A 4,509-nucleotide genomic window follows, 5' to 3' on the forward strand; every position below is an offset into this window, starting at 1 on the left:
CGCGAACACCGACCCGGCCGGGATGTACAGGTCGACGCCGTCGAGGACGGTCTTGTCGCCGTAGGACTTGCGCAGCCCGACGGCGGAGACGGCGGTCGGCGACGGGCGGCCGTCACCCCGCCCGGACATGGGCATGGGCATGACAGAAGAAGGCATGGAGCCCTCCCGTTCGAAAAGGTGGAGTGACTGGGGTGAAGGCGGGTCCGCGGACGCGTGCGGGGCTCAGGCCCTGGCGCGGCGGACGTCGATGTTGCCGTACCGGGTGCGCGCGCGGATCTTGACGGTGTCCTCGGTCTCCTGCGGGGCCTCGGATGCGGTGAGCGTGTTGCGCACCTGTCCGGAGCCGGAGTGGACGTCGAGCCAGGCGGCCGTGCCCTCGCGGACGCCGACCTCGATGGTGCCGTAGCCGGTCTCCAACTGGACGGTGCCGCGGATCACTTCCCCCACGCGCAAGGCGCCGTGGGCGGTGGTGGCGGTGACGGAGTCCCCGGCGCGCGTGATGTCGATGTCGCCGTGGGCGCCGTTCACCCGCAGCTCGCCGGTCACGGCGCCGACGGTCGTGGTGCCGTGCGAGTTCTTCAGGACGGCCGGACCGTCGACGAAGCCGACGCGCAGGCTGCCGGAGCTGGTGGTGATCTCCGCCACGCCCTCGACGCGGTCCACCGTGATCGAGCCGTGCGATGCCTTCAGGTGCAGCGGGCCGGTCTCGTCGAAGCGGACGTCACCGGCCGACGTCTTCACGCGGACCTCGCCGAGCCTGCCCTCGCCGAGCACTTGGGTCCAGGCGCCGGTGACGTCGACGTGCGAGCCCGTGGGCAGCTCGACCGTCACGTCGACGGTGCCGGTACGGCCGAGGCCGAACAGGCCGCCCTTGGGCGTCCGGACGGTCAGGACGCCGCCGACGCAGGTGACCTCGGTCTGGTCGGCCGCCCGTACGTCCACGTCCCTCTTCGGGTTGCGGGGCCGCACCTCCACGACGGTGTCGGGGCGGTCGGCCGCGGTGAGCTGGAGGGAACCGGCCTCCACGTGCGCCGTGGCCGAGATCGGTGCGGGGGTGTCGAAAGAAGGCATGGCTGTCCCGTCCTCCTGGGTCTTCGGGTCGTCCCCGCTGGTGGGACGCGATGGGAGTGGAGTGGTGCGGGCGGGCGCGGTCAGCGCACCCAGCCCGTGAAGCCCTGTCCGAGGGCGCGGGTCTTCTCCGGCGTACGCGGCCGGGTGCCGCCGTCGACCGCGGCCGACACGGCACGCACCAGCCACGCGTTGACCGACAGGCCCTCGCGGCTCGCGGCCTCCTCGGCGCGCGCCTTGAGGTGGGCCGGCAGGCGCAGGTTGACGCGGGCGGTGCCGCCCTCGTCACCGTCGGCCGGGGCCGGGGCGCTGAACGGTTCGACGGACGCGGCCGGCTCCGCGGGAGCGCCACCGTCGGCGGGCGGTGGCGTCACCACGAAGTCGGGGTCGAGCCCGCGCAGCCGTACGTCGACCGAGCCGGGGGCGAGTTCACGGGTGATCTCGTCCATCGCAGCGGAGAGCACGTGGAGCATGGCCAGCCGTGCCGCCGACTCCAGGGGGGCGGTGAGCCGCTCGGCCAGCTCGCGGGCTTCGTCCCCGCCTGCCTCGGCGGCCACCGCGAGGTCACGGCGGAGGGTGTCGACGTAGGGCGTGAGGTCCATGACGCCATCATGGCACCACAATGGCGCCACACACAAGCCTGAAGGGCACTTCCTGCAAGCAGGAACGAAGGCACCCTCCCTGACCTGCGAAGACACGAAAAGAACACGCCGAAGCCAGGGGCGCCAGACGCACTTACGCACCCCTGAAAGCAGGAAATGGCACCGAGTGGCACCACCTGATGCCACGTGGCGCCATGTGACGCCATGTGACGCCATGTGACGCCACCGGAACTCGGTGGCCGCCGCACTCGGGCTGCCGATACCGTCGGGTTCCCGGCCGGCCGCACCGGCGGCCGCCCCGTCCAGAGAGCGATTCCCGTGACCGGTCGGCACACGACGACGACCCTGTGGCGTCCCACCGGCCCCGCGGAACTGGAGCTGGTGCGCGAGCTGGACTGGCGCGCCTGGCCGCCCCGGCTTCCCGAGCAGCCGATCTTCCACCCGGTCCTCGACGAGGACCACGCCGTCAGGATCGCCCGGGACTGGAACGTCCAGCACGACGGCGCCGGCTTCGTCACCCGCTTCGAGGTCGAGACCGGCTTCCTGCGCAGGTACCCGGTCCGGCAGGCGGGCGGACGGACGATCCTCGAGCTGTGGGTGCCGGCCGAGGAACTGGCGGAGTTCAACGCCCACATCGTCGGCAGGATCCAGGTGGTCCACGAGTTCCGCCGGGCCGTGTGAGCGCCGGGCCACGCCGGGCGGCCCGGCGCGGCCCGGACACCGTCCCGGCGCCTACGCGTCGACCAGTTCCGGCCGGTGCTCGGTGTCGTAGGCCGCCCGCGCCTCGGCGATGTAGACGCGGTTGCGTTCCGCCCAGTCCGTCAGGCGTTGCAGGGTTTCGTGCAACTCGCGCGCGACCGGCGTGAGTTCGTACTCCACCTTCGGCGGCACCGTCGGGTGGACCGTGCGGGTCACCAGGCCGTCGCGTTCCAGGTTGCGCAGGGTCAGGGTCAGCATGCGGCGGCTGATGCCCTCGATGCTGCGCTCCAGTTCGGTGAAGCGGATCGGTCCGTGCGCGGCGGCCACCAGGATCTGGACGCTCCATTTGCCCGCGACCCTGTCAAGAACCTCGCGGACGGGGCACGCGTGCGCGTTCACCACCTGGGAGGTAACAGCGGTGTTCCTCTGGGACATCGAACTGCCTCCTTACGCCGGCCCTCATGGTCACCCACGATGAGCCCCGTTACAAGTAGTGCACCAAGGGCGCGGGGCGTCCTCGCGAACCCCTGGTGCCGTCCATCGAGAAGGCGGAGGCCGCGTCGTCATGACGTCCGTGACCGAGCCCCTGACGGGGCCACAGACTCGAACATACTCCCGTTGGGCCTCCCTCGTCGTGCTCTGCGCGGGGGCGCTCATGACGATCCTCGACGGCAACATCGTCACGGTCGCCATGCCCGCCGTCCAGAACGACCTCGGCTTCTCGGGGCCGGGGCTCGCCTGGGTCGTCAACGCCTACCTGATCCCGTTCGGCGGGCTGCTGTTGCTGGCGGGACGGCTGGGCGACCTGGTGGGACGCAAGCGGATGTTCACGGCGGGGCTGGCGCTGTTCACCGCCGCGTCGGTGCTGTGCGGGGTGGCCACGAGCCAGGGCATGCTGATCGCGGCGCGCGCCGTGCAGGGCGTGGGCGGGGCGATGACCTCGGCCGTGGTGCTGGGCATGCTGGTCGCGCTCTTCCCCGAGCCGCGCGAACAGGCCCGCGCCATCGCGGTGTTCAGCGCGGTCGGCGCGGCGGGCGGGGCACTGGGCACGTTCCTCGGCGGGGCGCTGACGCAGATCGCCGGCTGGCACTGGATCTTCCTGATCAACCTGCCGATCGGTGTCGTCGCCTGGGTCGCGGCCGTGCGGATCCTCGCCCCGGACGACCGCTCCCGCCTCGGCCGGGGCGAGGACTACCCGGGCGCGGCCCTGGTCACCGGCGCGCTCATGCTGACGGTGTACGCGATCATCGGCGCCGGTGACCGGGGCCCGGGTACGACCGCCTTCCTGGCCGCGCTCGCCGTCGCCCTGTTCGCGGCGTTCACCGTCCGCCAGGCGCACGCCGCACGTCCGCTGCTGCGCCTGCGGCTGTTCCGCTCCCGCCTGCTGACCGGTGCGAACGCCGTGCAGATCCTGATGATCGCGACGATGTACGGCTTCCAGTTCATCGGCGCGCTCTATCTCCAGCGCGTCCTCGGGTACGGGGAGCTGGCCACCGGCACGGCCTTCCTGCCGGCGCCCGTCGCGATCGGCGTGCTGATGCTGGGGCTGTCCGCGCGGACCGTCGGCCGGTTCGGGGCCTACCGGGTGCTGATGGCCGGGCTGGTGCTGATCGTCGCCGGGACGGCGCTGCTCGGCCGGGCGCCCGTCGGGGGTTCGTACGTCACGGACGTGCTCCCCGCGATGCTCCTGCTCGCCGCCGGGTTCGCGGCGGCGATGCCGGCGCTGACCGGGCTGGCGATGTCGGGGACCCGGGAGGAGGACGCGGGGCTGGCGTCGGGACTGTTCAACACCACGCAGGTGGTGGGCGGTTCACTGGGGCTGGCCGCGCTGTCGACCCTGGCGGCGGGCCGCACCGACGAACTGCTGGGGCGGGGCGTGGAGCTGGTGGCGGCCACGGCCGAGGGGTACCAGCTGGCGTTCCGGGCGGCGACGGGGATCGCGGTGGTGGCGCTGGGGCTGGCGGGGGTGGTGCTGCGGGGGCGGCGTACCGAGTAGGGCGGGCCGGAGGAGGCGGTGGCGGTCCGGCCGCACGACGGGGCGCCCGTACGACGGGACAGCCGCCCCCCGCGGAACGTACGGTCAAGACGCTGACCACGGCGGTCGACGGCGTGAACGTCTGCCTGACCCACGCCGTCAACG

Annotated in this window: 5 protein-coding genes and 1 pseudogene; 2 read left to right on the plus strand and 4 right to left on the minus strand. The window is 72.7% G+C overall.

What is annotated here, in order from left to right; all coding sequences use genetic code 11:
- The 3 genes and pseudogenes from ABZ340_RS36415 to ABZ340_RS36425 all read right to left on the minus strand — a co-directional run.
- Positions 1-135, minus strand: a pseudogene (locus ABZ340_RS36415) (ABC transporter); the annotation flags it as partial.
- A gap of 87 nt (positions 136-222) precedes the next feature.
- Positions 223-1,071 (minus strand): DUF4097 family beta strand repeat-containing protein, encoded by an 849-nt coding sequence (locus ABZ340_RS36420; protein WP_358786185.1) that lies wholly within the window; start codon positions 1,069-1,071, stop codon positions 223-225.
- Between the two features lie 80 nt (positions 1,072-1,151).
- A complete protein-coding gene (locus tag ABZ340_RS36425) occupies positions 1,152-1,670 on the minus strand; it encodes a hypothetical protein (protein ID WP_358786186.1) in 519 nt (172 codons plus the stop codon).
- 318 nt (positions 1,671-1,988) lie between these two features.
- On the opposite strand from ABZ340_RS36425, the gene ABZ340_RS36430 reads away from it, so the two are divergent.
- Positions 1,989-2,351, plus strand: coding sequence for a hypothetical protein (locus tag ABZ340_RS36430; protein WP_358786187.1), 363 nt, complete (start codon positions 1,989-1,991; stop codon positions 2,349-2,351).
- Positions 2,352-2,402: 51 nt separating this feature from the next.
- Here the strand turns inward: ABZ340_RS36430 and ABZ340_RS36435 are convergent, their stop codons facing one another.
- Positions 2,403-2,804 carry a helix-turn-helix domain-containing protein gene (locus ABZ340_RS36435; protein ID WP_358786188.1) on the minus strand — a complete coding sequence of 134 codons (402 nt, stop codon included), beginning with the start codon at positions 2,802-2,804 and terminating at the stop codon, positions 2,403-2,405.
- A 130-nt stretch (positions 2,805-2,934) separates the two neighbouring features.
- Here ABZ340_RS36435 and ABZ340_RS36440 point away from each other — a divergent pair, with 130 nt between their 5' ends.
- A complete protein-coding gene (locus ABZ340_RS36440; protein WP_358786189.1) occupies positions 2,935-4,365 on the plus strand; it encodes an MFS transporter in 1,431 nt (476 codons plus the stop codon).
- Positions 4,366-4,509 lie beyond the last annotated feature (144 nt).

This window comes from Streptomyces sp. NPDC006134 (genome assembly GCF_040628835.1).
GTDB lineage: Bacteria > Actinomycetota > Actinomycetes > Streptomycetales > Streptomycetaceae > Streptomyces.

Excerpts from the sequence above, each read along its gene's own strand:
- ABZ340_RS36435 (WP_358786188.1), bottom strand. The coding sequence starts at position 2,804 with ATGTCCCAGAGGAACACCGCTGTTACCTCCCAGGTGGTGAACGCGCAC.
- ABZ340_RS36440 (WP_358786189.1), top strand. The coding sequence starts at position 2,935 with ATGACGTCCGTGACCGAGCCCCTGACGGGGCCACAGACTCGAACATAC.
- ABZ340_RS36425 (WP_358786186.1), bottom strand. The coding sequence starts at position 1,670 with ATGGACCTCACGCCCTACGTCGACACCCTCCGCCGTGACCTCGCGGTG.
- ABZ340_RS36420 (WP_358786185.1), bottom strand. The coding sequence starts at position 1,071 with ATGCCTTCTTTCGACACCCCCGCACCGATCTCGGCCACGGCGCACGTG.